This is a genomic window from Actinophytocola oryzae, from assembly GCF_004364325.1.
GTDB classification, from domain to species: domain Bacteria; phylum Actinomycetota; class Actinomycetes; order Mycobacteriales; family Pseudonocardiaceae; genus Actinophytocola; species Actinophytocola oryzae.
Window position 1 is genome coordinate 1 of the sequence record NZ_SOCP01000025.1, and the last position, 20,514, is coordinate 20,514.

Genomic DNA, 20,514 nt, shown 5'->3' on the forward strand with positions numbered 1-20,514 from the left:
CTGCGCGAGCGAAGCGAGCCCAGGGACTTCCGCGCGCAGGAGGGAAGACGCCGGGTAAAGGCCCGCTCACCGCGAGCGGAGCGAGCCAATGTCACAGCCCGCTCACCCGCGAGCGGAGCGAGCCAATGTCACAGCCCGCTCACCCGCGAGCGGAGCGAGCCAATGTCACAGCATTCAGGTGTGCCACGGCGTCGTCCACGGCTACCTCCGTGCGTTCGCCGGTGCGTCGGTCCTTGACCTCCACGACCCCGTTGGCGAGTCCCCTGCCCACGACCACGATCGTCGGCACTCCGATGAGGTCGGCATCCGCGAACTTGACGCCCGGCATGGACGTGCGGTCGTCGAGCAGCACCGACAGGCCCGCGGCGTCGAGGGCGGCGGCCAGCTTCTCGCCGCCGGCACGGATCTCGTCGGTCTTGCCCGCGATCACGACGTGGACGTCCGCGGGCGCGACCTCGCGGGGCCAGATCAGCCCGTGCTCGTCGTAGGACTGCTCGGCGATCACGGCGACCAGCCTGGACACGCCCACACCGTAGGAGCCCATGGTGATCCGGATCGGCTTGCTGTCCGCCCCGAGCGCGTCGAGCGAGAACGCGTCCGCGTACTTTCGGCCCAGCTGGAAGATGTGGCCGATCTCGATGCCACGCGCGGCGACGAGCGTGCCCTTGCCGTCCGGCGAGGGGTCGCCCTCACGCACCTCGGCCGCCTCGATCACGCCGTCCGGCGTGAAGTCCCGCCCGACGACCAGGTCCACGACGTGGTGGTCCGCCTTGTCCGCACCGGTCACCCACGCGGTGCCGGTGACGACGCGGGGATCGGCGAGGTAGCGAACCCCGTTCTCCTGCAACGCCTTGGGGCCGATGTAGCCCTTCACGAGGAAGGAGTTGGCCGCGAAGTCGGCCTCCTCGAGGATCGCGACCGCGCGGGGCTCCAGGCCTGCCTCGAGCCGCTTCATGTCGACCTCGCGGTCACCCGGCACGGCGACGGCCAGCAGCTCCCACTTGTCCTCGCCGGGGGCGCGGGTCTTCAGCAGGACGTTCTTCAGCGTGTCCGCCGCGGTGAACGTCCTGCCGAGGTCGGCCTTGTTGAGGAAGGTGACCAGCGACTCGATGGTCGGCGTGTCGGGCGTGTGGTGCACCTGCGCCGCGGGCTTGTCCTCGATGGACTGTGCGGGCGGCACGGGCGTGTGCACGGCCTCCACGTTGGCCGCGTAGCCGGACTCCGTGCTGCGCACGAACGTGTCCTCGCCCGTGTCGGCCTCGGCGAGGAACTCCTCGGACGCGGACCCGCCCATCGCACCGGACATGGCCGACACGATCACGTACTTCAGGCCAAGCCGGTCGAAGATCCTGATGTAGGCGTCGCGGTGCTTGTAGTAGCTCACCGACTGCCCGTCGTCGTCCAGGTCGAACGAGTACGAGTCCTTCATGAGGAACTCGCGGCCACGCAGGATGCCCGCGCGGGGCCGCGCCTCGTCCCGGTACTTCGTCTGGATCTGGTACAGGGTGACGGGGTAGTCCTTGTACGAGCTGTACTCGCCCTTCACGGTGAGCGTGAACAGCTCCTCGTGCGTGGGGCCGAGGAGGTAGTCGGCCTTCTTGCGGTCCTTGAGGCGGAAGATGTTGTCGCCGTACTCGGTCCAGCGGCCGGTGGCCTCGTAGGGCTCGCGGGGCAGCAGCGCGGGGAACTGGATCTCCTGCGCACCCATCGCGTCCATCTCCTCGCGGACGACGCGCTCGATGTTCCGCAGGACCCGCAGGCCGAGCGGCAGCCAGGAGAAGCCGCCCGGTGCCACGCGGCGGACGTACCCGGCGCGGACCAGCAACCTGTGGCTGGGCACCTCGGCGTCCGCCGGATCCTCACGCAGTGTGCGCAGGAACAGCGACGACATCCTGGTGATCACGGCATTACTCCTCGGATGGGAAACGTGCAGCAAGGGTAGTGAACGCCGCCCGGTCGACGCATGCGGGTTACGCCGGGCGCTCTCCCGCCGCCGGGCGGACCAGCCGCTCCTCGGTCACGATGGCGGTCACCAGGTCGGCGGGCGTGACGTCGAACGCGAGGTTGAGGGTCGCCGTCTCGGGCAGGGCGCCGAGGATCTCCCTGCCGTCACGCACCTCGATCTCGACGTCCGCGCCGGACGCCAGCGCCGGGTCGATGGTCGACTCGGGCGCGGCGACCACGAACGGCACACCGGCGCGGGCCGCCGCGAGCGCCAGCGGGTAGGTGCCGATCTTGTTGACGACGTCGCCGTTGGCGGTGATGCGGTCCGCGCCGACGACGACCGCGTCGGCGAGTCCCCTGGCCAGGACGCTCGGGCCGGCGGAGTCGACGACGAGGGTGTGTTCGACCCCCATGCCCGCCAGCTCCCACGTGGTGAGGCGGGCGCCCTGGAGCAGCGGACGGGTCTCGTCGACGTAGACGTGGCGGAGGTTGCCGCGTTCGTGCAGGGAGCGGACGACGCCGAGCGCGGTGCCCCACTCCACGCAGGCGAGCGCGCCCGCGTTGCAGTGCGTCTGTATCGCCATGACGCCGTCGACGTGCCGGGCGAGGAAGTCCGCGCCACGCTCGCCGAGTGCCCTGTTGCGGGCGGCGTCCGTCTCGAGGAGGTCGACGGCCGCGGCGAGCACGGCGTCCTCGCCGTCGGGCAGCCTTTCGAGCACCCGGTCCACGCCCCACGCGAGGTTGACCGCGGTCGGCCGCGCGGCCCGCAGTGCGGCCAGGTCGCGGTCCCGGTGCGGGGGTGTGTCGCGGACCGCCATGGCCGCTCCCAACGCGCCGGCCACCCCCAGTGCCGGCGCCCCCCGGATGGCTAGTCGCCTGATCGCGTCGACCAGGTCCTCCACGGTGAAGATCTCCATGATCACGACTTCGGTGGGTAGCTTCGTCTGGTCGATGGCCACGATGTGGTGGTCCTGCCAGTCAATGGTGCGCACGACACCCATTTTTGTCGGTGTCCGCCCGTAGCGTGCCGGGCATGAACCTGAACATGGGTGGAGTCGTCATCGACTGCGCCGAACCACGGGAGCTCGCGGAGTTCTGGACCAGGGCCCTCGGCCTGGAGGTCGTGCTCGACGCCGACGGGGAGTTCCTGGCGCTGCGGACCCCGGGGAGCACCGACGGACTGTACCTGGGGCTGCAGAAGGTGCCGGAGGACAAGGTCGGGAAGAACCGGGTGCACCTGGACCTGAGCACCTCGAACCGGCAGGACGAGGTCGCGCGGCTGGTGGCGCTCGGCGCGACCGAGGGCGAGAGCTTCGAGGTCTCCGGGCTCGCGTGGACGGTCTTACACGACCCGGTGGGCAACGAGTTCTGCGTCGGCTCGCACAGCTGACGGTAATTCGGTTGCGGTGCGGTGGTGGAGCCTGGAAGTGTTCTCGTCGTCGGACAGTCAGCGCGCCGGTGGTTCACCGGCGGACGTCAGGGAGGTGCCAGATGGCTAACAAGGTCGCCTGGACGTGGCACACCCGCGTCCGCTCGCCCCGCTGACGAGGCTCGTCTGTCGCTGACACACGCCTTGGTGGGGCGTCACTTTCCCTTGCTCTGAGGAGAACCCACCAGTGCGTCTGCACGACATCGAAGACTTCTTTGACGACGAGAGCGCCTACGACGACCGCCGTTCGCGCCCCCGCAAACCGAAACGCAGCGAGAACGAGGCTCAGGACCGTGCAGTCCCGGCCGACCTCGGCGACGGGGTGTTCGACCCGCAGTCACCACGCTCGGGCCGCCTGACCGAGGCGGAGAAGGCCCGGCTGGCGCTCGTGCGCGAGAGCGCGCTCGCCGGTCCACCCCTGCCACCCGGTGCCGACCGGTGGTCCACCTGGGGCGACGGCGAGCAGGGTCCGCACCCGAGGCCGAAATGGGTGGTCACCGAGCTGGCGGCCGCGGACAGCGAGCTGGGCATCCTGAAGACCGGCAAGGAGGCCGACGTCTTCCTGCTCGAGCGTGCCGTCCCGGACACCGACCAGGGCTGCCTGATGGCGGCGAAGCGCTACCGCTCCAACGAGCACCGGCTGTTCCACCGGGACGCCGGCTATCTCGAGGGCAGGCGGATGCGCCGCAGCCGCGAGATGCGCGCGATCGCGAACCGGACGTCCTTCGGCCGCAACCTGATCGCCGAGCAGTGGGCGGTGGCCGAGTTCGCCGCCCTGTCCCGGCTGTGGTCGCTGGGTGCCCCGGTGCCCTACCCGGTCCAGCGCAGCGGCACCGAGCTGCTGATGGAGTACCTGGGCGACGAGGACGGCATGGCCGCACCCCGGCTCGCCGAGCTGCGGCCGGACGGCGACGAGCTGCTCGACCTGTGGCACCAGCTGGTCGACGTGCTGTCCCTGCTCGCGAGCGAGGGACTGACCCACGGCGACCTGTCGGCCTTCAACCTCCTCGTCCACGGCACGCGGCTGATGCTCATCGACCTGCCGCAGATCGTGGACCTGGTGGCCAACCCCCGCGGTCTCGAGTTCCTGGGAAGGGACGTCGCGAACGTGGCGGCCTGGTTCCAGGCGAGGGGCCTGCCGGAAGAAACCGCCAACCCGATGGCGTTGACAGAGGAGCTGATCGCGACGGCCGGACTGGACTGACCGCGACACGAGCCGGGGAAGGTGAACTCCGCCGGCCGGCCACGTGCCGGTCGGCGGGGGCTACAGGGAACTCCTCACCCGGCACGTTCGACACACCGGTGTGTCGAACGTCATGATCTGGATCCACCAGCACCGCCACCGGGTCGGAACCACGGTCTGGCGGCCCGCTCAGGGGGTAGGCCGCCAGGCCGCGAGCCGAGCGGGAACAGGTGGGTCGGGTCCGGTGTTGCACAGGCCGGTCACTGAATCGAGTACGATAGTGATCGCATCGCGAGTGGACCCAGTGCCGCTCCCGCGCCCGGCCCAGGCCGGTTCGGCGACAGCGATGCCCACCTTGCACTTCGGCGCAACGTGCGCCGGGCCCGTCCGTGCCCCTGTCCTCCCTGTCAGGGCCTCCGAGACGTGCCATGTCCCGAGAGGACCTTTGTGACGACCATGCATGACCGGTCGGCTGGCCACAGCCACCGCAACCACCGCAAGCCGCGCAACCGCGTCGGCGGCGGTACCCCCACCCGGCATCCCCGCGTGAGCCACACGCAGCCGGTGCTCGAAGACATCCCGAACACCCCGATCCCCGACGTCGACACGTTCGACGAGCTGGGGGTCCCCCGCAAGCTGTCGGCCGCGCTGGCCGAGGCGGGCATCATCAAGCCGTTCCCCATCCAGGCCGCGACGCTGCCCGACGCGCTCGCGGGCCGGGACGTGCTCGGCCGCGCGCAGACCGGCTCCGGCAAGACGCTGGCGTTCGGCCTCGCACTGCTGGCCCGCCTCGACGGCGGCAAGACCCGGCCCAAGCACCCCCGGGCGATCATCCTCGTGCCGACCCGTGAACTCGCCATGCAGGTCAGCGAGGCGCTGTCCCCGCTGGCCCGCTCGCTCGGCCTGTGGTGCCGCACGGTCGTGGGCGGCCTGTCGTTCGTCAAGCAGGTCGACCAGCTCCGCCGGGGCGTCGACCTGTTGATCGCGACGCCGGGACGGCTGTCCGACCACGTCCGCCAGGGCACCTGCGTGCTCGACGAGGTCCAGTTCACCGCGCTGGACGAGGCCGACCAGATGGCGGACATGGGCTTCATGCCGCAGGTCCGCGCCATCCTCGACCTCACGCCGGTCGGTCAGCGCATGCTGTTCTCCGCCACGCTGGACGGCGACGTCCGGCAGTTGGTCGAGCGTTACCTGCACGACCCGGTGACGCACTCGGTGCAGCCCGCCACGGCGAGCGTGGAGACCATGGACCACCACGTGCTACTGGTGTCCAAGGACGACAAGCCCGCGGTGATCGCGGAGATGGCCGCCCGTGAGGGTCGCACCATCCTGTTCCTGCGCACGAAGCACCACGTGGACCGCCTGACCGCGAAGCTGCGGTCGATCGGCGTCAACGCGGGCGCACTGCACGGCGGCAAGACTCAGGGCGCGCGCAACCGCGTCCTGGACGACTTCCGCGAGGGCACGCTGCCCGTGCTGGTCGCCACAGACGTCGCGGCCCGCGGCATCCACGTCGACGGCGTCAGCCTGGTCGTCCACGTCGACCCGCCCGCCGACTCGAAGGCGTACCTGCACCGGGCAGGCCGCACGGCCCGCGCGGGCGAGTCGGGCACGGTGGTCACGATCGCGACGCACCAGGAGCGCCGGACCGTGTTCCGCATGACCGAGCAGGCAGGCGTGCGCCCGACGAGCACGAAGGTCAGCCCGGGCAACGACGACCTGGTCCGCATCACGGGCGCCCGCATCCCGAGTGGCGAACCGATCGTGGAGCAGGAGCGCGCCAAGCGCCCGCCGCGTGCCCGCACAGGCGGCGGTGGCTACCGCGGCCAGGGCGGCCAAGGTGGCCAAGGTGGCCAAGGTGGCGCTCGCAAGCGCTTCACCCCACGCCGCGCCCGCACCGAGCGCTAACTACGAAGACCGGCCACCGGCCCGATCACTATGACGGCCGGTGGCCGAATTCCCTGGGCGACGACGTCATCGGCGACCTTGTCCAGGGTGGACCTGACGACACGCTGCCGCGCCGTGGTTCCTTCCTGAACCACGGCGACGGGCGTGTCCTCCGGCCGGCCACCGGCCAGCAACGCCTCCGCGATCGCCCCGATCCGCTCGACGGCCATCAGCAACACGACTGTGCCCCGCAGCCTCGCGAGTGCCGGCCAGTCCACCAGCGACGCGGGATTCCCCGGCGCCACGTGCCCCGACACGACCACCACCTCGTGCGTGACCCCGCGGTGGGTCACCGGTACCCCGGCCATGGCGGGCACCCCGAACGCCGAGGTCACCCCCGGCACGACGGTGACGGGCACGTCGGCCTCCGCGCAGGCGAGCAGCTCCTCGAACCCGCGCCCGAACACGTACGGGTCGCCGCCCTTGAGCCGCACGACGAAGCGGCCCTCCCTGGCGTGCGAGACCAGCAGCGAGTTGATCGCCTCCTGCGAGGCGGAGCGCCCGTAGGGCAGCTTGGCCGCGTCGATGACCGTCACGGACGGTGACAGCTCCTCCAGCAGCGCCGCGGGTGCGAGGTGGTCGGCGATCACCACGTCCGCCAGCCCGAGCAGCCGCCGCCCCCGCACCGTGATCAGGTCCGGATCCCCCGGGCCACCCCCGACGAGCGCCACCCCGCTCGGCCGCGTGAGCTCCACCTGGAGGTCGCCGGACCGGAGCGCGGCGAGCAGGCTGTCGCGCACGGCGGCCGACCGCCGGAAGGCACCCCCGGCGAGCACCCCGACCAGCAACCCGTCGTGGTCCCCGGTGGCCGGGGTGACGGCCGTGCCCTCGTCCCCGTCGTCGGCCCGCACGCAGAACACCCGGCGCCGCTCGGCCTCGTCGGACACGGCGGCGTTGACCCGCGCGTCGGAGGTGCAGCACAGCACGTACCAGGCGCCGTCGAGATCCCCTTCGGCGTAGGGCCGGCCGTGCCAGACGACGGCTCCGGAGGTGACGAGTGCCTCCACGGAGGGTGTGACCTCGGGCGAGACCACCTCGACCAGTGCCCCGGACGCCACCAGCCTGGGCAGGCGCCGCTGCGCGACGGTCCCCCCGCCAACCACCACGACCCGACGCCCGGCCAGGGCCAGACCGGCCAGATAGTGCGACTCCGTCATGGCGTCAGCATGCCCGAACCCGTGCCCCTCGTGGGGTCATGGTCGCCACACCACGAAGGGCCGCCCCCGCGGTACGGGGACGACCCTTGCGTCGCTCCTGCTCAGCCGATCTGTTCCGTCAGCTCGTCGTACATCGCCGACACCCTGCCGTACACGCCGTAGAAGTCCGGCTCGGCGCAACCCTGGCCCCACGACACGATGCCGATCAGCTTGCGGGTGCCGTCCGCGGCCTGCTCCACCAGCGGGCCGCCGGAGTCACCCTGACAGCTGTCCTTGCCGCCCTCCTTCAGCCCGGCGCACACCATCGTCGTCGCGTCGAACTGGTCGCCGTAGGACGCTGCGCAGTCCTCGTCGGCCGTCACCGGGACGTCGACCTTGCGAAGCGTGTCCGAGGTGTCCCCGCTCTCGGTGACCCCCCAGCCCAGCACGGTGCTGTTCGCACCTGCCGCGTACAGGTCCGCGTCGGCAGGCGACGCCAGCTCGAGCGGCTCCTCCGACAGCTCGGTGTCGAGCGTCAGGACCGACGAGTCGTTCGTCATCGTCGACGAGTTCCAGTCGGGGTGGATCCAGATGTCGGTGACCCCCGCAGAGGTGCCGCCTCCCGCGGAGAGCGACGTCCGGCCGGCGACCACGATGATGTCGGGTTCCGACTGACCCTCCGTGCAGTGTGCGGCGGTCAGCACCTTGTTCGGCGCGACGATCGTGCCGCCGCAGAACTGGAACCCGTCCGTGGTGGTCAGTGCCACCACGAACGGGTTCTCCTCGACAGTCGTCTCCTCGCCCCCGATGATCTTCGGCTGGGCGCCGGACGACGGTTGGTCCGCGTATGCGGGGGACACCGTCGCGGCGATGCCGATCGTGGTGAGAGCCGCTGCGGCAACCCCGATCAGGCGGAGCACACGCCTTGCCTCAGCCATGCCTCGTTCTCCCTTGTTCAGGCTCGTCGTGACCACGAGCTCACCCATAGCTACAAGGTGATCACGTGCGGCACAACGGTCGAACGTTGTAGGCCGAACGGGTGAATACAGGGCGAAACGCCGCGCTGACCTGCGGGAACACGAAGACCCAACTATCGGGTGAACTTACCGCCTCGGCCGGTCCACACCGTCCACAGTGGCCTGTCCTCAGAGGTCGGCCTTCCTGAACTCGATCTCCTTGGCCGCGTCGGAGGTGAAGTTGTACCTGACCTTCTTCAGGCCGAACGGCTTGGCCGGGTCGACCGCGAAGATCGTGCTCGACCTGGGCGGGTTCCTGGTCTCGGCCGGGCCGTACCGGTAGTCGCCGCTCAGTCCCTCGAAGGAGACCGTGCCGAGCCCGGCCGACGCCTTGAGCACGCCCTCGCGCGAGAGGTCACCCAGCTCGACGGCCTTCTCCAGGACGGCGGTCATGGCGCGGGCCTGGTTGTAGCCGAAGGCGAAGTAGTAGTCCGGCTCCTGGTCGGGTGCGTACTTCGTCGCGTCGGCCACCATCTCCTCCATGCCCGGCACCGAGTTGTCGCCCCACTCCGTCCCCTCGGAGACGATCAGCACCGACTTCTGCATGTAGGGCGCCACCGCGGACTTCGCGAGCGCGCCGGTGTAGCTCGGCGACTGCCCGAACCACTGCGGCGCGAACCGGGCCTGTGCCGCGGTGCCCCAGACCTTCGCGGCGTCCGACGGCGTGGCCACGAGGAACACGACCTGGCACTTGGCGCCGGCGAGCGCGCCGATCTGCCCGGCGTAGTTCTCGGTGCCCACCTTGAACTTCTGCGTGTTGGCGACCGTGAAGCCGTACTTCTCCGCCGCGAAGTCGATGCCCTGCTGGCCCGCCTCGCCGTAGACGTCGTCCTGGATCATCGTGCAGATCGTGTCGCTCTTGGACCCGCCGCCGTCGTCGAAGTAGTACTCCATCGCGTTGATGGCCTGGACCTGGTAGGGCGCACCGACCGGCAGCAGGTTCGCCTCACGCACCCACAGCGCGTCGAGGGAGGCGGGCGCGGCGAGGATCCTGTCCGTCTTCAGCTGTGGCAGCACGGCGAGTGTCGGCGCGGTGCCGAGCACCTGGGTGAACGCGACCACGTCGCCCTTGATCTTGTTGTACTTCTGGACGGCGATGTCGGTCTTGTACTGCGTGTCCTCCTGGACCAGCTCGACCTCGTACTTGCCCGCGATGCCACCGTCGGCGTTGAGCGCCTTGAAGAACACCTCGTTGCCCGCGGTCAACGGCTGCCCGATCACCGCGACCGTGCCGGTCAGGGGCGTGAGCACGCCGAGCTTGATCGTCTTGCCGTCGAAGCCGTCCGTGGTGCCCGGCTCCCCCGCGGCGCCCCCACCGCCACCGCTGTCGTTCCCCGCCCCACCGCAGGCCGCGAGGACCAGCGTGAGACCGATCGCCAGTACACCCTTGAACACCCGCATGTGACGCCTCCTCGCTTCAGTAGGAAAACGGCCAGGCCTTGAAGTAGGCCTTGACCCGGACCCAGATCCCGGCGAGACCGCGCGGCTCGAACACGAGGAACAGCACGATCAGCAGCCCGAAGATGGCCTGGTTGAGCGCGAACACGGAGATGAACCCGTCACCGCCCGCCTCGGTGGAGACGCCCGGGATGGCACTGGAGTACTCGTCGATGAGCGCGGGCAGGGCGCCGACGAAGACCGCGCCGAGCACCGAGCCGAAGATCGTGCCGAGCCCGCCGACGATGATGATCGCGATGTACTGGATGGACAGCAGCAACGTCCAGTCGTCCGGGCTCACGTGTTGTTGGTAGGAACCGAAGAGCGCGCCCGCCATGGCGGCGATCGCGCTGGACACCATGAACGCGCCGATCTTGTACCGCCCGGCACGCACGCCGATCACCTCCGCCGCCTGGTCGTGGTCGCGGACCGCGCGCAGCGCCCGGCCGGGGCGGGTGCGCACGAGGTTCCTGGCCAGCAGCGCGATGACCGCGACGAGCCCCCACACGAGCCAGAAGTACCCCTGGTTGCGGGAGTAGACCTCGCCTGCGAGGCGTAGGGAGCCGAGGTCGACGGGTCCGATGGTGGCCTGCGCGCCGACGGACGTGCCGTTGTTGCCACCGGTGACCGTCCGCAGGTTGCGCCAGAGGTGCTCGCCGATGAAGATCAGCCCGAGCGTGACGATCGCGAGGTAGTGCCCGCGCAGTCGCAGCGCGAACGGTCCGATGAGCCCGCCGAGCACGGCGCCCACGGCAGCGGAACCCAGTAGCCACAAGGGAAGCGGCAGCCCGAGGTCGCCGCCGAGGACCGCGGCCGCGTACGCGCCCGCGCCGATGAAGAACGCGTGGCCCAGTGAGATCTGGCCGGTGTAGCCGGTGAGCAGGTTGAGCCCGATGGCGCCGATGGCCGTGATGCCGGAGTAGATGAGCACGGACAGCCAGAAGTCGTCCCGCACGACCGTCGGCAGGACCAGCAGCGTGCCGAGCATGAGCACGAGGCCGACCTTCGACATGGGCGAGCCGAAGAGCCGCAGGTCCTGCGCGTAGCTGCGGACGAGGTTGCGGTGCGGCCTCATATGCGCCTCACGTCCTTGGTGCCGAGGAGCCCGTACGGCCGGATCAGCAGGATCACGATCATGAGCACGTAGGGCACGATCAGGGAGACGTTGTCGCCCGCCCACGAGAAGAGCTGGTCCTGGTAGCCACGCGTGAGCGCCTCGGCGAGCCCGATGATCACGCCACCGAGGACCGCGCCGGCAGGCGAGTCGAGGCCGCCGAGGATCATGGCCGGGAAGGCGGCGAGCGCGATGAAGCTGATCGAGGGCTGGAGCCCGCCCGGCCCGGCGGCGAGGGTGATGCCGGCGAGCGCGGCGAGGGCGGCGGCGATGGCCCAACTGGTCGCGTAGACCCGCCGGGCGCTGATCCCCTGCGCGAGCGCGGCCTCCGGGTCGAAGGCGGTGGCCCGCATGGCGAGTCCCATGCGTGTGTAGCGGAAGAAGAGGAAGAACCCGACCACGACGGCGGCGGTGATCCCGATGGTCCAGAGGTCGCGCACCCCGAGGACCAGGTGTCCGATCTGGACGGTCCGGATGTTCCACGGGTTGTCGACCGGCAGGTTGTCGAACCCCCAGACGGCGGTGATCAGCGGCTCCAGCAGGAACAGCAGCCCGATGGTGATCATGATGACCGCGAAGGGCGGCTGCCCGACCATCCGCCTGAGCACCAGCCGTTCCACGCTGGCCCCCACGACGGCGGCGGACACGCAGGCCAGCAGGATCGCCACTCCGAAGGCGACGGCCAGGTTGTTGGAGAAGGTGTAGCCGAGGTAGGCCCCGAGCGCGAGCAACCCGCCCTGGGCGAAGTTGATCACCCCGGTGGACTTGTAGATGACCACGAACCCGAGCGCGACGAGTGCGTAGGTGGAGCCGAGCGCCAGGCCCGCGAACACGTTGGTGAGGAAGGCGATCACGGGTACATCGCCTCGATCTCGGCGTCGAAGCGCTGCTCCAGGGCTCGGCGTTTCACCTTCTGCGTCGCCGTCAGCTCACCGTCCTCGTGGTCGAGCTCCTTGGTGAGCAGCGTGAAGTGCTTGATCTGCGCGACCTGGGCCAGGTTGCCGTTCGCTTCCTCGACCACCCCGGCCACCAGGTCGCGGACCTCCGCCTTGCCGGACAGGTCGGCGTAGGTGGTGTAGGCCAGGTTCCTGCGGGACGCCCAGCTGCCCACCGTCTCCAGCTCGATGCCGATCAGGGCGGTGACGTACTTCCTCCTGTCGCCGACGACCACGGCCTCGCGGATGTACGGGGAGACCTTGAGGTGGTTCTCGATCTCCGACGGGGAGAGGTTCTTGCCGCCCGCGGTGATGATGATGTCCTTCTTGCGGTCGGTGATCGTCAGGAAGCCGTCGTCGGACAGCTCGCCCACGTCGCCGGTGTGCAGCCAGCCGTCGTCGTCCACCGCGGTCTTCGTGGCCGCCGGATCGTTGAGGTAGCCCTGGAAGACGCCCGCCGATCTGGTGAGGATCTCCCCGTCCTCGGCGATCCGGACCTCCACGCCCGGCATCACCGTGCCCACCGCGCCGAGGCGGATGTCGTCCTGGGGCGTCAGCGTGCAGATGGCCGTGTTCTCCGTCTGCCCGTAGCCCTCACGGACCGGGATTCCTATGGCCCACAGGTACTCCAGCACCTGTGGTGCTATCGGGGCGGCGCCGCTCAGTGCCGAACGCACCCGCGACATGCCCAGTTTCTCCCGGAGGGGGCGGAAGACCAGCAGCTCGCAGAACGCCAGCACGACGCGGTCCGCCACGGTCAGGCTGTGGGACATCCGACGGGGTGCCGTTCGGCGGCCCTGGCGCAGACATGTCCGGTACAGCAGGCGTTTCAGCCGGGACGCGTCCGCCATCCTGATCTCCACCGACGCCAGCATCTTCTCCCAGACCCTTGGCACGCCGAGGAAAACGGTCGGCTGCACGTCGCGGAGGTCCTGGGTGAACGACGGGCCGCCCTCGCCGAAGTTCACCACCAGTCCTGCCCACACGCCGTCGATCACCGAGATCAGACGCTCCGCGACGTGGCACAGCGGCAGGTAGCTCAGCACCTCGTCGCCCCGCTCGGCGCCCAGCGTCACCGCCGTCCTGCCCGCCGCGACCAGGTTGTCGTGGGAGATCATCGCGCCCTTGGGCGGGCCGGTCGTGCCCGACGTGTACACCAGGACCGCCGTCGAGTCCGGGTCCAGCGCAGCCACCGACTCCTCGTACTCCGCGACGGATCCGTTCTGTTCCAGGGAGTCGAACGTCGGGATCTGGGGAGTGACGCCCCGCGGGTCGATCACCACCACGTGACGCAGCAGCGGCAGGCGGACGCGGACCTCCAGCGCCTTGTCCAGCTGCTCCTCGTCCTCGGCGATCAGCACCGACGCCCCCGAGTGGGACAGGACGTACTCCACCTCGGCCGCCGGGGAGGTCGGGTACACGCCAACCGTGCACGCGCCGATGCCCTGCGCGGCGAGGTCGGCGATCACCCACTCCGGGCGGTTCTCGGAGTGGATGGCCACCCGGTCGCCTGCGCCGACACCCAGTGCCCGCAGGCCCGCGGCCACCGACGCCACCCGCCGCGCGTACTCCGCCCAGGTCCACTCCCGCCAGATGCCGCGGTGTTTCTCGCGGATCGCCACGTCGTCGGCGTGTTCCCGCGCGTTGTCCAGCAACCGGGCGCACAGGGTCATGCCGCACCACCCAGGTACGCCTCGACCACCTTCGGGTCCCGCTGGATCTCCCCGGGGGTGCCCGTCGCGATAGGGGTGCCGAAGTCCAGTGCCAGCACGCGGTCCGCGAGGTCCATGACCAGGCGCGTGTCGTGCTCGACGAGGATCATCGCCAGGTCCAGCTCGCGGCGGACCTCCACCAGGTACCTGGCCATGTCCTCGGTCTCCTCCACGTTCATGCCCGCCACCGGCTCGTCGAGCAGCAGCAGCGTCGGGGCCATCGCCAGCGCCCTGCCCAGCTCCGCGCGTTTCGCCACGCCGTACGGGAGCAGACCGGCCGGGGTGTGGCGGTAGGGCTCCAGCTCCAGCAGCTCGACGATCTCCTCGCACGCCGCCCGGTGCTCGACCTCCTCGCGTTTGGCCCTGCCCCACCAGAACATGCCCGCGAGCAGTCCCGTGCGCATCAGGTGGTGGCGGCCGAGCATGAGGTTCTCGACCAGCGTGAGCTGCTCGAACAGGCCGAGGTTCTGGAACGTGCGTGCCACGCCCATCCCGGCGACGGCGGCCGGTGAACGACCGTTGAGCCGCGTGCCCGCCAACGTGATCGTGCCGCGCTGTGGGCGGTAGACACCGTTGACACAGTTGAAGATCGACGTCTTGCCCGCGCCGTTCGGGCCGATCACCGCGAACAGCTCGCCCCTCCCGACGGTGAAGCTCACGCCGTTCAGGGCGGTGACCCCACCGAAGCGCAGGGTGAGGTCCGAGACCTCCAGCAGGGGCGCCGCCTCGCTCACGCGCTCCATCGCTTCTTCCTCCGGTAGCTCTTGACCTCGGCGAACGAGCGCCTGCCCGCGTCCGGCGTCGAGCCGAGGTAGAACTCGCGGATGTCCTCGTCGTCGAGCAGCTCGCGCGCCGGGCCGTCGCGGACGACCTTGCCGACCTCCAGGACGTAGCCGTAGCTCGCGATCGACAGCGCCATCACCGCGTTCTGCTCGACCAGCAGCACGCTCGTGCCCTGGCCGTTGATCTGCACGACGATGTCGCGCACCTGCTCCACCAGCCGTGGGGCGAGGCCGAGCGAGGGCTCGTCCATCAGCAGGAGCCTCGGCCTCGCCATGAGCGCGCGGCCGATCGCGAGCATCTGCTGCTCGCCGCCGGACAGATAGCCCGCGGTGGCGCGACGGCGCTCCGCGAGGACCGGGAACAGGTCGTACACCCTGGTCACGTCCTCGCGGTACTCGCCGCGCCTCCTGGAATGGGCGCCTGCCCGCAGGTTGTCCTCGACGCTCATCTCGGCGAAGACCCGGCGGCCCTCCATGACCTGCGCGACGCCCTCCCGTACGACGTCGGCGGGATCGGCCCCCGTGCGGTCGGTGCCGCCGATCCGCACGGAGCCCTTGGTGATCCGGCCTCGGTGGGCGATGAGCAGACCGGTGACCGCACGCAGGAGCGTGGTCTTGCCAGCGCCGTTCGCGCCGAGGAGCGCCACGATCGCGCCGTCCGGCACGTCGAGGGACAGCCCGCGCAGGACGAGGACGACGTCGTCGTACACGACCTCGAGGTTGTTGACCGACAGGACAGGCAGCGGTGCCATAACCCCTCCGGGGGTGACGTCGATCACGTCAGAAACGGACCGTATCCCCGTGCTCCACGTGGAGCAAGGATCAAGCCGAACCGTTACCAGCCGGGCATATCGGTCGCGGCCGGACCGCGGGCCGGCCCCGAGTCGCCGGATGTCAGACTCGACCGCGTGACCTCGGTTTTCGACTGGCTCGACACGCGTGCGGACGAGCGGCGCCGCGCGGGACTGGCGCGGCAGCTCCGGCCGCGGCGCCACGACGCGGACCACCTCGACCTCGCGGGCAACGACTACCTCGGCCTGTCGAAGGACAAGCGGGTGACCGGCGCCGCCGCCGCGGCCGCACTCCGGTGGGGTGCCGGTTCGACCGGGTCCCGGCTCGTCACGGGCACGCTCGAGCTGCACACCGAGCTGGAGCACGAGCTGGCGGCGTTCTGCGGCGCACAGGCCGCGCTCGTGTTCTCCTCCGGCTTCACGGCGAACCTCGGCGTGCTGACCGCGCTGTCCGGCAAGGGCTCCGCGATCGTCACGGACGCCTACCTGCACGCCTCCCTGATCGACGGCTGCCGCCTGTCCAGAGCGGACGTCGCGGTGATGCCGCACGGCGACGTCGCCGCGATCACCCACGCGCTGAAGACACGCCGGTCCGAGCGCGCCCTGGTCGTGACCGACTCCGTGTTCTCCGTGGACGGCGACCTCGTGGCACTGCGCGACCTGCACGCCGTCTGCCGCGCGCACAACGCCGCCCTGGTCGTCGACGACGCCCACGGCCTCGGCGTGCGCGGCGAGGGCGGCCGGGGTGCCGTGGCGGAGGCAGGCCTCATCGGCGAGCCGGACGTGGTCACGACGGTGACGCTGTCGAAGTCCCTCGGTGCCCAGGGCGGTGCGGTCCTCGGGCCGCGGCGGGTGATCAAGCACCTGGTCGACAACGCACGCAGCTTCATCTTCGACACGGGCCTGTCCCCGTCGAGCACGGCGGCGGCGCTGACCGCGCTGCACATCCTGAAGGACGAGCCGGGCCTGCCAGAGCGGGTGCTCACGGTCGCCCAGACCCTGGCCATGCGGCTGAAGGAGGCGGGGCTGAAGGTCAGCGCCCCGGACGCCGCGGTCGTCTCGGTCATGGCCCCCACGGCCGAGGCCGCGGCCACCTGGGCCGAGGACTGCCGGGCCGCCGGTGTCTGGGTGGGCTGCTTCCGGCCGCCGTCGGTCCCCGACGGCGTGTCCCGCCTACGCCTGACGGCCCGCGCCAACCTGACGGACGCCGAGATCGATCACGCGACCGAGGTGATCACCCGCCACGCACCACGCGGCGCATCGTGATGTGCTCGATGCCGTCCTCGAGGTAGGGCTCGCCGGTCGAGGAGAAGCCGAAGCGGGCGTAGAACTTCTGGGCGTACGTCTGGGCCTCGAGCACCGCCGGTTCGTCGCCGACGCGTTCCATCGCGGCCTTCATGAGCAGGGCGCCGAGGCCCGTGCCCCTGGTGCGGCGGGTCGTGCAGACACGGCCGATGCGGTGGGTGCCGTCCCGGTCACGGAGCAGGCGCAGGTAACCGTCCGGCTCGTCGGCGGGCTGCCACCACAGGTGGTGTGTCGTCGGCAGGAGGTCCCGCCCGTCCGGGTCCTGGTACAGGGACGCCTGTTCGACGACGAACACGGCGGAACGCAGCATGAGCAGCGGGTACAGCTGGGCGGCGGTGATCTCGTCCCCTGGCGCGGTGTACAGCACCACCCCTGGATATCAGATCCAGACGCCGTCCCGCATGAGGTCGCGGTCCGCGATCTCGTTGACCTCGCGCCACGCCTGGACGAGCCGGGGTTCGACCCGGAAGAACGGGTACCTGGGCAGCTTCCTCGGGTCGAAGCCGGTCCGCGTCGCGAACGCCTCGGCCACGTCGGCAGGCGGATCCACGACGCTCGCGACGCCCTCGACCAGCACCACGTCCCTGGTCTCGCCGAGGGTCAGGCGCACCCGGCCGTTGGCCACGATGTTCCGCGCGGTCGGGTTGGTGTCCAGCGTCGACAGGTACAACGCCGTACCGTCCCAGTGGAACGACAGCGGCACCAGGCACGGCACGTCGCCCCCTGCGGTCGCGACCCACGCGTCGACGTCCTCGGTGAGGCGGTGAAGCGTGTCCGCTCGGCGCCGCTCACGGGTCCTCGGTTCGTCCATGCGCACATCCGATCACGACCCACCGACAGCCGTGGTCAGAGCCGGCTGCGCACCAGGTCCACGTACGTCCCGAGCCGCGTGTACACGCCCGGGTTGCCCGGTGCCGCACAGCCCACGCCCCATGACGTGAGGCCCGCGAGCCTGCCGTTCACGACGAGCGGGCCACCCGAGTCGCCCTGGCAGGTGTCGATGCCGCCGTCCGGCAGGCCGGCGCACACCATGGCCTTGGCGTCGTAGTCGGAGTACGAGTTCACGCAGTCGGCGTCGGCCACCAGCGGGACACTCGCCTTGAGCAGGTACTGGGACGACTGGCCGTCGACGGCCGTGCGGCCCCAGCCGAGGATCGTGGCAGGCGTCCTCGCGGCGTACAGGGTGGCGTCGTTCGCGTCCGGCAGGCCGAGCGGCGTGTACGGGAGCCGCTGGTCCAGCGTCAGGACCGACACGTCGGAGCCCACGCGCACGTCGGTGTAGTCCGGGTGGATCCAGATGTCGGTGACGGCGCTGGTGATGCCCTCGGCGCTCGTCTTGTCCTCGCGACCCGCCACGACCCGCACGTCGCCAGGCGCCTTGCGGATCGTGCAGTGTGCCGCCGTGACCACCTTGTTGTCGGCGACCAGGGTGCCGCCGCAGAACTGGAAGCCGTCCGGGGTCGACAGGAAGACGACGTACTGGTGGTCGGCGATGCTCGCCCGGCTGCCGCCGACGATCTGCTCGGTCGCGCTCGCGGACGCGAGCCCGACCGCGACGGCCGAGATGGCCAGTCCCGCGGCGAACAGGAGCCGGATGGGCCGCATGTGTCGTTCTCCTCACTTTCGGATTCGACGACCCTTTCGTTCCCTGCCACTCCGGGTCAACTTGACCATGTAGCTCAACCGGGTGAAGTAGGTGATCAGGCATCCTGAGGGGATGCGCAGAGTCCTGGTGTTGGCCGCCATCGTGCTGGCGGGCTGTTCGAGCACGCCTCCGGCGCCGCCGACGGCACCGAGGACGGTCACGCCACCCGCCTCGTCCGCGACGACCGCCGCGACCGCGAGCCCGGCCCCCGTCACTCCTCAGTGGACGGTCGGCGCCACCCCGCTCCCCCTGCGGCCGGACGGGTTCGGGCAGGTGCTGCCGACGCCGCCGGTGCTCCGGAACCGGGCGCTGCCGACGGCCGACCGCCTGCCGCCGCCTGCCGACGGCAGGTACGCGGCGACCGTCGCCCCGGTGCCGCCGGACGTGCTCGCACGCAGCACGTGGCGGCCGTCGTGTCCCGTCGCCTCGGCCGACCTCCGCTACCTGACGATGTCGTTCTGGGGCTTCGACGGCAGGGCGCACACCGGCGAGATGATCGTCGGCTCGAGGTACGCGGAGGCGATCACCCGCGCCTTCGGGCACCTGTACGACGCGAGGTTCCCCCTGGAGGAGATGCGGGTCGTGTCACCCGCCGAGCTGAACGTGCCGCCGACGGGCGACGGCAACAACACGACCGCGTTCGTGTGCCGCAGCGCGACCGGGCAGACGAGGTGGTCGGCCCACGCGTACGGCCTCGCGCTCGACGTGAACCCGTTCTGCAACCCCTACATCCGGGGCGACCTCGTGCTGCCCGAGCTCGCGTCGTCCTATGTGGACAGGGGCGATGTGCGGCCCGGCATGATCGAGCCGGGCGACGTGGTCGTCCGCTCCTTCACGGCCATCGGCTGGTCGTGGGGCGCGGAGTGGACGACCCCCAAGGACATCCAGCACTTCAGCGCGACCGGCGACTAGCCGAGACCCCTCAGCACGACCGCGAGCCCCTCGCGGAACTCGGTGTCGCCGCCGATCTTCCTCGCCTCGGCGGCGGTCTCGGCGAGCAGCGGGAACCGCTCCTGCGCCGCCATCGACGCCGTGCCCGCCCCACCGAGCGGGCCGTGGTGCTCGTTCTGCAGCATGCCGAACAGGAACGCGATGATCGTCCGCTGGGCGATCACCCGCCGCTCACCGGTGAACCCCGCGTCGGTGAGGATGGCGAGCATCGCCTCGATCTGGACCAGCGACGCCGGCACGGCATGCCTGTGCCGCAACAACAACGGCACGGTCGCGGGATGCCCGACGACGGCCTCGCGTACGCGGGTCAGCAGTTCGGTGACGCGGTCGCGCCACTGTCCCGGCGGCACGGCGAGGTCGACGCCCGTGAGCACGTGGTCGACGACGAGCACCTCCAGCTCGTCCTTGTCGCCGACGTAGCGGTAGAGCGACATGGTGGCCATGCCCAGCTCCCTGGCGACCGCACGCATGGTGAGCGCCTCGAGACCGTCCCTGTCGATCACGGCGAGGGTGGCGGTGGCGAGGCGTTCCGTGGTCAGCGAGCGTGGCCGGGGCACGAGTTGACAGCGTACGGGATACGCGCATACTCGTAGATGTACGTTGTACGCCTACAAGTGACGGAGTCATCCCATGGACCACGTGCCGACCAGGGAGCTGGTCGACATCCACGGCGCCCCCGTGCGCCTCCCCGACCAGGAACGCCTCGTGCACCTGCAGTTCCGCCGGTTCGCCGGCTGCCCGGTGTGCAACCTCCACCTGCGGTCGTTCGTCGCACGGCACGACGAGGTGACCTCGGCGGGCATCCACGAGGTTGTCGTGTTCCACACGAACGCCGACGACCTGCGCCCGCACGTCGCGGACCTGCCGTTCGACGTGGTCGCCGACCCGGGGAAGGTCCTCTACCGCGAGTTCGGCGTCGAGTCGGCGCGCCGGTCGCTCCTGCACCCGAAGGCGTGGCCGTGGATCGTGGCGGCCGTCGCGGCAGGCCTGCCGGACGTGCTGCGCAGGCGCAAACCGTTGCCGCCACCCGATCCCGAGGGCGGCCGGTTCGGGTTACCCGCCGACTTCCTGATCGCGCCGGACGGCCGGGTGCTCGCGAGCCACCACGGCACCCACGTGTACGACCAGTGGTCGGTCGACGAGCTGCTGGACCTCCTGCCGGTCAGGGAGAACCGGACCTGACG

General features: G+C 70.6%; 20 protein-coding genes. 6 read left to right on the forward strand and 14 right to left on the reverse strand.

Features of this window, described 5'->3' with window-relative positions:
• Positions 1-139: 139 nt before the first annotated feature.
• Positions 140-1,903: a proline--tRNA ligase gene (locus CLV71_RS42265; RefSeq protein ID WP_133908600.1), complete on the reverse strand. Its 1,764-nt coding sequence runs from the start codon at positions 1,901-1,903 to the stop codon at positions 140-142.
• Between the two features lie 67 nt (positions 1,904-1,970).
• Positions 1,971-2,945 (reverse strand): S-methyl-5-thioribose-1-phosphate isomerase, encoded by a 975-nt coding sequence (gene mtnA, locus CLV71_RS42270; RefSeq protein WP_133908601.1) that lies wholly within the window; start codon positions 2,943-2,945, stop codon positions 1,971-1,973.
• 32 nt (positions 2,946-2,977) lie between these two features.
• Here mtnA and CLV71_RS42275 point away from each other — a divergent pair, with 32 nt between their 5' ends.
• The 3 genes from CLV71_RS42275 to CLV71_RS42285 all read left to right on the forward strand — a co-directional run bounded on the left by CLV71_RS42275 (position 2,978) and on the right by CLV71_RS42285 (position 6,467).
• Positions 2,978-3,334 (forward strand): VOC family protein, encoded by a 357-nt coding sequence (locus tag CLV71_RS42275; protein WP_133908602.1) that lies wholly within the window; start codon positions 2,978-2,980, stop codon positions 3,332-3,334.
• Positions 3,335-3,560: 226 nt separating this feature from the next.
• The gene (locus CLV71_RS42280; protein ID WP_424923954.1) at positions 3,561-4,577 is read left to right on the forward strand and encodes a serine protein kinase RIO; all 1,017 of its coding nucleotides are present in this window, start codon (positions 3,561-3,563) and stop codon (positions 4,575-4,577) included.
• 435 nt (positions 4,578-5,012) lie between these two features.
• Positions 5,013-6,467, forward strand: coding sequence for a DEAD/DEAH box helicase (locus CLV71_RS42285; RefSeq protein ID WP_133908741.1), 1,455 nt, complete (start codon positions 5,013-5,015; stop codon positions 6,465-6,467).
• On the opposite strand, the gene cobA is transcribed toward CLV71_RS42285, so the two are convergent.
• The 8 genes from cobA to CLV71_RS42325 all read right to left on the reverse strand — a co-directional run bounded on the left by cobA (position 6,464) and on the right by CLV71_RS42325 (position 15,390).
• Entirely contained in the window at positions 6,464-7,663 is a 1,200-nt protein-coding gene (gene cobA, locus CLV71_RS42290; protein ID WP_133908603.1) for a uroporphyrinogen-III C-methyltransferase, read from the reverse strand. The genes CLV71_RS42285 and cobA overlap by 4 nt on opposite strands.
• 101 nt (positions 7,664-7,764) lie before the next feature.
• Positions 7,765-8,580 (reverse strand): S1 family peptidase, encoded by an 816-nt coding sequence (locus CLV71_RS42295; RefSeq protein WP_133908604.1) that lies wholly within the window; start codon positions 8,578-8,580, stop codon positions 7,765-7,767.
• Between the two features lie 207 nt (positions 8,581-8,787).
• Entirely contained in the window at positions 8,788-10,059 is a 1,272-nt protein-coding gene (locus CLV71_RS42300) for an ABC transporter substrate-binding protein (RefSeq protein WP_133908605.1), read from the reverse strand.
• Between the two features lie 16 nt (positions 10,060-10,075).
• Positions 10,076-11,170, reverse strand: a complete 1,095-nt coding sequence (locus CLV71_RS42305) for a branched-chain amino acid ABC transporter permease (protein WP_133908606.1) — start codon at positions 11,168-11,170, stop codon at positions 10,076-10,078.
• Positions 11,167-12,063, reverse strand: a complete 897-nt coding sequence (locus tag CLV71_RS42310; RefSeq protein WP_133908607.1) for a branched-chain amino acid ABC transporter permease — start codon at positions 12,061-12,063, stop codon at positions 11,167-11,169. The genes CLV71_RS42305 and CLV71_RS42310 overlap by 4 nt, the downstream gene beginning before the upstream one ends.
• Positions 12,060-13,817, reverse strand: coding sequence for an AMP-dependent synthetase/ligase (locus CLV71_RS42315; protein WP_133908608.1), 1,758 nt, complete (start codon positions 13,815-13,817; stop codon positions 12,060-12,062). Before CLV71_RS42315 ends, CLV71_RS42310 begins: the two co-directional genes overlap by 4 nt.
• Positions 13,814-14,599, reverse strand: a complete 786-nt coding sequence (locus CLV71_RS42320) for an ABC transporter ATP-binding protein (RefSeq protein ID WP_133908609.1) — start codon at positions 14,597-14,599, stop codon at positions 13,814-13,816. Before CLV71_RS42320 ends, CLV71_RS42315 begins: the two co-directional genes overlap by 4 nt.
• Positions 14,587-15,390, reverse strand: a complete 804-nt coding sequence (locus tag CLV71_RS42325) for an ABC transporter ATP-binding protein (protein WP_133908610.1) — start codon at positions 15,388-15,390, stop codon at positions 14,587-14,589. Before CLV71_RS42325 ends, CLV71_RS42320 begins: the two co-directional genes overlap by 13 nt.
• 156 nt (positions 15,391-15,546) lie before the next feature.
• Here CLV71_RS42325 and CLV71_RS42330 point away from each other — a divergent pair, with 156 nt between their 5' ends.
• The gene (locus tag CLV71_RS42330; RefSeq protein ID WP_133908611.1) at positions 15,547-16,695 is read left to right on the forward strand and encodes an 8-amino-7-oxononanoate synthase; all 1,149 of its coding nucleotides are present in this window, start codon (positions 15,547-15,549) and stop codon (positions 16,693-16,695) included.
• Here CLV71_RS42330 and CLV71_RS42335 read toward each other — a convergent pair.
• The 3 genes from CLV71_RS42335 to CLV71_RS42345 form a co-directional block, all read right to left on the reverse strand.
• Positions 16,664-17,044: a GNAT family N-acetyltransferase gene (locus CLV71_RS42335; RefSeq protein ID WP_133908742.1), complete on the reverse strand. Its 381-nt coding sequence runs from the start codon at positions 17,042-17,044 to the stop codon at positions 16,664-16,666. The genes CLV71_RS42330 and CLV71_RS42335 overlap by 32 nt on opposite strands.
• Before the next feature lie 69 nt (positions 17,045-17,113).
• Complete coding sequence (locus tag CLV71_RS42340) at positions 17,114-17,545, reverse strand: pyridoxamine 5'-phosphate oxidase family protein (RefSeq protein ID WP_133908612.1); 432 nt, start codon at positions 17,543-17,545, stop codon at positions 17,114-17,116.
• A 35-nt stretch (positions 17,546-17,580) separates the two neighbouring features.
• On the reverse strand, positions 17,581-18,339 hold the full coding sequence (locus CLV71_RS42345) for a S1 family peptidase (RefSeq protein WP_133908613.1): 759 nt from the start codon (positions 18,337-18,339) through the stop codon (positions 17,581-17,583).
• A gap of 112 nt (positions 18,340-18,451) precedes the next feature.
• Here CLV71_RS42345 and CLV71_RS42350 point away from each other — a divergent pair, with 112 nt between their 5' ends.
• Entirely contained in the window at positions 18,452-19,291 is an 840-nt protein-coding gene (locus CLV71_RS42350) for a M15 family metallopeptidase (RefSeq protein ID WP_133908614.1), read from the forward strand.
• On the opposite strand, the gene CLV71_RS42355 is transcribed toward CLV71_RS42350, so the two are convergent.
• Positions 19,288-19,887, reverse strand: a complete 600-nt coding sequence (locus tag CLV71_RS42355; RefSeq protein WP_133908615.1) for a TetR/AcrR family transcriptional regulator — start codon at positions 19,885-19,887, stop codon at positions 19,288-19,290. The two genes, CLV71_RS42350 and CLV71_RS42355, sit on opposite strands and share 4 nt — an antisense overlap.
• A 73-nt stretch (positions 19,888-19,960) precedes the next feature.
• Between CLV71_RS42355 and CLV71_RS42360 the strand changes: the two genes are divergently transcribed.
• Positions 19,961-20,512, forward strand: coding sequence for a peroxiredoxin-like family protein (locus CLV71_RS42360; RefSeq protein WP_133908616.1), 552 nt, complete (start codon positions 19,961-19,963; stop codon positions 20,510-20,512).
• Positions 20,513-20,514 lie beyond the last annotated feature (2 nt).

Bases quoted from the DNA above. Each gene is read 5' to 3' on its own strand.
- CLV71_RS42305 (WP_133908606.1), bottom strand. From the start codon at position 11,170: ATGAGGCCGCACCGCAACCTCGTCCGCAGCTACGCGCAGGACCTGCGG.
- CLV71_RS42320 (WP_133908609.1), bottom strand. From the start codon at position 14,599: ATGGAGCGCGTGAGCGAGGCGGCGCCCCTGCTGGAGGTCTCGGACCTC.
- CLV71_RS42285 (WP_133908741.1), top strand. From the start codon at position 5,013: ATGCATGACCGGTCGGCTGGCCACAGCCACCGCAACCACCGCAAGCCG.
- CLV71_RS42345 (WP_133908613.1), bottom strand. From the start codon at position 18,339: ATGCGGCCCATCCGGCTCCTGTTCGCCGCGGGACTGGCCATCTCGGCC.
- CLV71_RS42350 (WP_133908614.1), top strand. From the start codon at position 18,452: ATGCGCAGAGTCCTGGTGTTGGCCGCCATCGTGCTGGCGGGCTGTTCG.
- CLV71_RS42360 (WP_133908616.1), top strand. From the start codon at position 19,961: ATGGACCACGTGCCGACCAGGGAGCTGGTCGACATCCACGGCGCCCCC.
- CLV71_RS42295 (WP_133908604.1), bottom strand. From the start codon at position 8,580: ATGGCTGAGGCAAGGCGTGTGCTCCGCCTGATCGGGGTTGCCGCAGCG.
- CLV71_RS42325 (WP_133908610.1), bottom strand. From the start codon at position 15,390: ATGGCACCGCTGCCTGTCCTGTCGGTCAACAACCTCGAGGTCGTGTAC.
- CLV71_RS42275 (WP_133908602.1), top strand. From the start codon at position 2,978: ATGAACCTGAACATGGGTGGAGTCGTCATCGACTGCGCCGAACCACGG.
- CLV71_RS42300 (WP_133908605.1), bottom strand. From the start codon at position 10,059: ATGCGGGTGTTCAAGGGTGTACTGGCGATCGGTCTCACGCTGGTCCTC.
- CLV71_RS42335 (WP_133908742.1), bottom strand. From the start codon at position 17,044: ATGCTGCGTTCCGCCGTGTTCGTCGTCGAACAGGCGTCCCTGTACCAG.
- cobA (WP_133908603.1), bottom strand. From the start codon at position 7,663: ATGACGGAGTCGCACTATCTGGCCGGTCTGGCCCTGGCCGGGCGTCGG.
- CLV71_RS42315 (WP_133908608.1), bottom strand. From the start codon at position 13,817: ATGACCCTGTGCGCCCGGTTGCTGGACAACGCGCGGGAACACGCCGAC.
- CLV71_RS42340 (WP_133908612.1), bottom strand. From the start codon at position 17,545: ATGGACGAACCGAGGACCCGTGAGCGGCGCCGAGCGGACACGCTTCAC.
- mtnA (WP_133908601.1), bottom strand. From the start codon at position 2,945: ATGGGTGTCGTGCGCACCATTGACTGGCAGGACCACCACATCGTGGCC.